This window comes from Leucobacter sp. M11, assembly GCF_035726885.1.
Lineage (GTDB): Bacteria > Actinomycetota > Actinomycetes > Actinomycetales > Microbacteriaceae > JAPFRB01.
The window spans coordinates 611,705-614,796 of sequence record NZ_JAPFRB010000004.1; the positions used below are offsets into that span (position 1 = coordinate 611,705).

A 3,092-nucleotide genomic window follows, 5' to 3' on the forward strand; every position below is an offset into this window, starting at 1 on the left:
TCTCGTCGAGCAGGTCGCTCACCTGCTCGACGTTCAGCGACTCTCGGCGGGCCAGCGGCTGGGGCAGGTAGCTCAGCCGATCGACGAGGCGGTCGAGCATCGTGACCGCGTCGTCGATGACCTCCTGGTCGCGCCGCTCGACGCCGTGCAACAGCCAGCGGGCCACCTCAAGCTCGTGCAGGAAGAGGGCGCGTGCCCGCAGGCGATCGCGGTCCCCGAGGCCGCGCTTGGCGGCGTAGCGGGCGAGGACGCCCTCGAGCACGTCCTCGCCGCAGGCGGAGAGCCAGGCGAAGTCCTCGGCGGGGTCCCCGATCGCGAGTCCGGACCAGCCGAGCACGCCCGTGACCCGGTCCGACTCGACGAGGAAGCGGTCGGCCCCCATCGTGCCGTGCACGACGACCGGCTCGAAGCGCCACAGCTCGGCGGACTCCAGCATCTGCTGCCAGCGGTCGGCGACGGTCGAGGGGACGAGCCGGGTGCCCACGGCGCGGTCCACGAGCCGGGCCACCTCGGCCCGGGTTTCGGCGGCAGACGAGACCCGCAGGCCGGCGTCGCGGATCAGCGACTGGGGGAGCGCGTGCGTGGCCGCCAGCACCTCGGCGATGGGTTGGAGCAGCAGCGCGTCCTCGGCCAGGTCCTCGGCGGTAAACAGATTCCCCGGCAGGAATGTGCTCACGACGGCGCGGGTGTTGCCCGCCCGCGTCTGACCGAGCGTCTCCGGCAGGGCGAAGGGCAGCGCGGCGCGCGCCCCCGAGGTGAGCGTGGCCAGGCCGAGCACCTCGGCGGCCTGCAGGGTCTCGGCCTGGGTGCTGCGCGGCACGCGCACAATCAGCTCACCGCGGTCGCTCGCGACGACGGCGCTCGTGAAGGCGCCGTCCCCGTTCAGCGTGTGCCGACGCGCGCCCGTGACGAGCAGGTCAGAGACTGCGGAGGTCGCGAGCGCGGCTAGAGTGAGAGGAGTGCTAACCATGCACCCAAGCGTAGGCACTCCCCGGGATCTCCGGGTGAGGCCACGCGCACGACTCAGGAACGCGAAGGACGGTGGAGCCATGCCCCAGGGCGCCGCAGACACACGAGCCGCCGACCGTCACCGGGCCCCCGGCGGGACCGAGCGCGCGGGCAACACCCCGCCGGCCCCCGTGCCGCCCCTCGCACGTGCGGCCCTCGACCGGGATGCGCCGACGCGAATGGACCCCGAGCGCCTCGCCGCCGCCCTCGCGGAGCCCGCCGCCCGGTTCCTGCTGCTCAGCGGGGAACGCTGCCCGGTCTTCGCGGGCGGGGAGCGCCCCCGCCTGGCCTGGCTGAGCGCCGCGGCGCTCGCCGATCTCGCCGAGCGAGCCGGCCTCGCGCCCGCGGGGGAGCCCGTCTACCTCGGGCGCATCGAGCCCGGGGCCGAGGGCGCCCCCGGCTCCGGCGGGGCGGCCTCGCCCGCGGCCCCCTGCTTCGCCGTCTTCCTGGGGCGCGAGGCGCACGAGCTCGCCCCCGAGGCGGTGCCGGGCGCGGCCTGGGCCGCCGCCCGGGAGCTCGGGGCTGACCTCGACGCGATCGACGCCGGGGCGGCGGTGACCGCGCTCGCGCTGGCGCGCTGGCACGAGGCCGCGCGCTTCTCCCCGGCCACGGGCGCGGAGACGACCGTGCACCACGGGGGCTGGATGCGGCGCGACGTCGCGACCGGTCAGGAGATTTTCCCGCGCACGGACCCCGCCGTGATCGTGCTCATTCACGACGGCGACCGGGTCCTGCTCGGCTCGAACGCGCTCTGGCCGAGCGACCGCTTCTCGCTCCTCGCGGGCTTCGTCGAGGCCGGGGAATCGCTGGAGAGCACGGTCGAGCGCGAGGTCTTCGAGGAGTCCGGCCTGCGGGTCGCGAACATCCGCTACCGCTCCTCGCAGCCCTGGCCCTTCCCGCGCTCGCTCATGCTCGGCTTTGAGGCGGAGCCCGCCCCCGGGGTCGACCCGGAGGCGCTCGTCGCCGACCCAGAGGAGATCGCCGAGCTGCGCTGGTTTACCCGGGCGGAGCTCCTCTCGGAGGAGCTCCCGATCATCCTGCCCGGCCGCACGTCCATCGCCCGGAGCCTGCTCGACGATTGGCTCGCGCGGGGCCGCCAGTGAGCGCGGAGACCGAGGCACTCCTCGCGGGACTCGACGAAGACCAGCGGGAGGTCGCGCAGACCCTGCGCGGCCCGGTGTCCGTGCTCGCGGGCGCGGGAACCGGCAAGACCCGCACGATCACCCACCGCATCGCGCACGGGGTGATGACGGGGGCGTACCGCCCGGACCGGGTGCTCGCCGTGACCTTCACCGCGAAGGCGGCCTCGGAGCTGCGCTCCCGGCTGCGCCTCCTGGGCGCCGGCGGGGTGAGCGCGCGCACCTTCCACTCCGCCGCCCTGTCCCAGCTCGGCTACTTCTGGCCGCAGGTGGTCGGGGGGCTCGCGCCCCAGGTGCTGCCGGGGAAGTCGCGCACCCTGGCGCAGGCCGCCGATGCGATGCGGCTGCGCTTCGACACGGACACGCTCCGCGATGTCGCCTCCGAGATCGAGTGGCGGAAGCTGTCGAGCCTCGGCGTTGAGGAGTACGCCGAGCGGGTCGACGAGCGGCCGCTGCCGAACGGGATCACGCCAGAGCAGCTGCTCGAACTCATGGCGGGCTACGAGGCGATGAAGGACGAGCGCCGGCAGATCGACTTCGAGGACGTGCTCATCATCATGACGGGCATGCTCGAGGTGGAACCCCGGGTCGCGCTCCAGGTCCGCGAGCAGTTCCGCTTTTTCACGGTCGACGAGTACCAGGACGTGTCCCCGCTGCAGCACAACCTGCTCCGGGCCTGGGTCGGCGACCGCACCGAGCTGTGCGTCGTCGGCGACGCGAGCCAGACGATTTACTCCTTCGCGGGGGCCGACAGCTCCTTCCTGCTGCGCTTCGGCTCCGAGTTCCCTTCGGCACGGGAGTTCCGGCTGGAACAGAACTACCGCTCGACGCCCGGCGTGGTCCGGGCCGCGAACACGCTCATGACCGGTCGGCCCGGCGCGCTGACGCTCGCGGCGACGCGCGAGGACCCCAAAGGGGGCAGCACGCCCCTCGTGCAGGGCTTCT

At 74.0% G+C, this 3,092-nt stretch carries 3 protein-coding genes; 2 read left to right on the top strand and 1 reads right to left on the bottom strand.

What is annotated here, in order from left to right:
* Positions 1 to 970, bottom strand: a 970-nt coding sequence (locus OOT08_RS15090) for a phosphotransferase (RefSeq protein WP_325093614.1), incomplete at its 3' end; no start/stop codon positions are given.
* Positions 971 to 1,049: 79 nt separating this feature from the next.
* On the opposite strand from OOT08_RS15090, the gene nudC reads away from it, so the two are divergent.
* The gene (gene nudC, locus OOT08_RS15095; RefSeq protein ID WP_325093616.1) at positions 1,050 to 2,111 is read left to right on the top strand and encodes an NAD(+) diphosphatase; all 1,062 of its coding nucleotides are present in this window, start codon (positions 1,050 to 1,052) and stop codon (positions 2,109 to 2,111) included.
* Positions 2,108 to 3,092 (top strand): ATP-dependent helicase (locus OOT08_RS15100; protein WP_325093617.1); only part of this gene is annotated, 985 nt, incomplete at its 3' end. The genes nudC and OOT08_RS15100, both read left to right, overlap by 4 nt.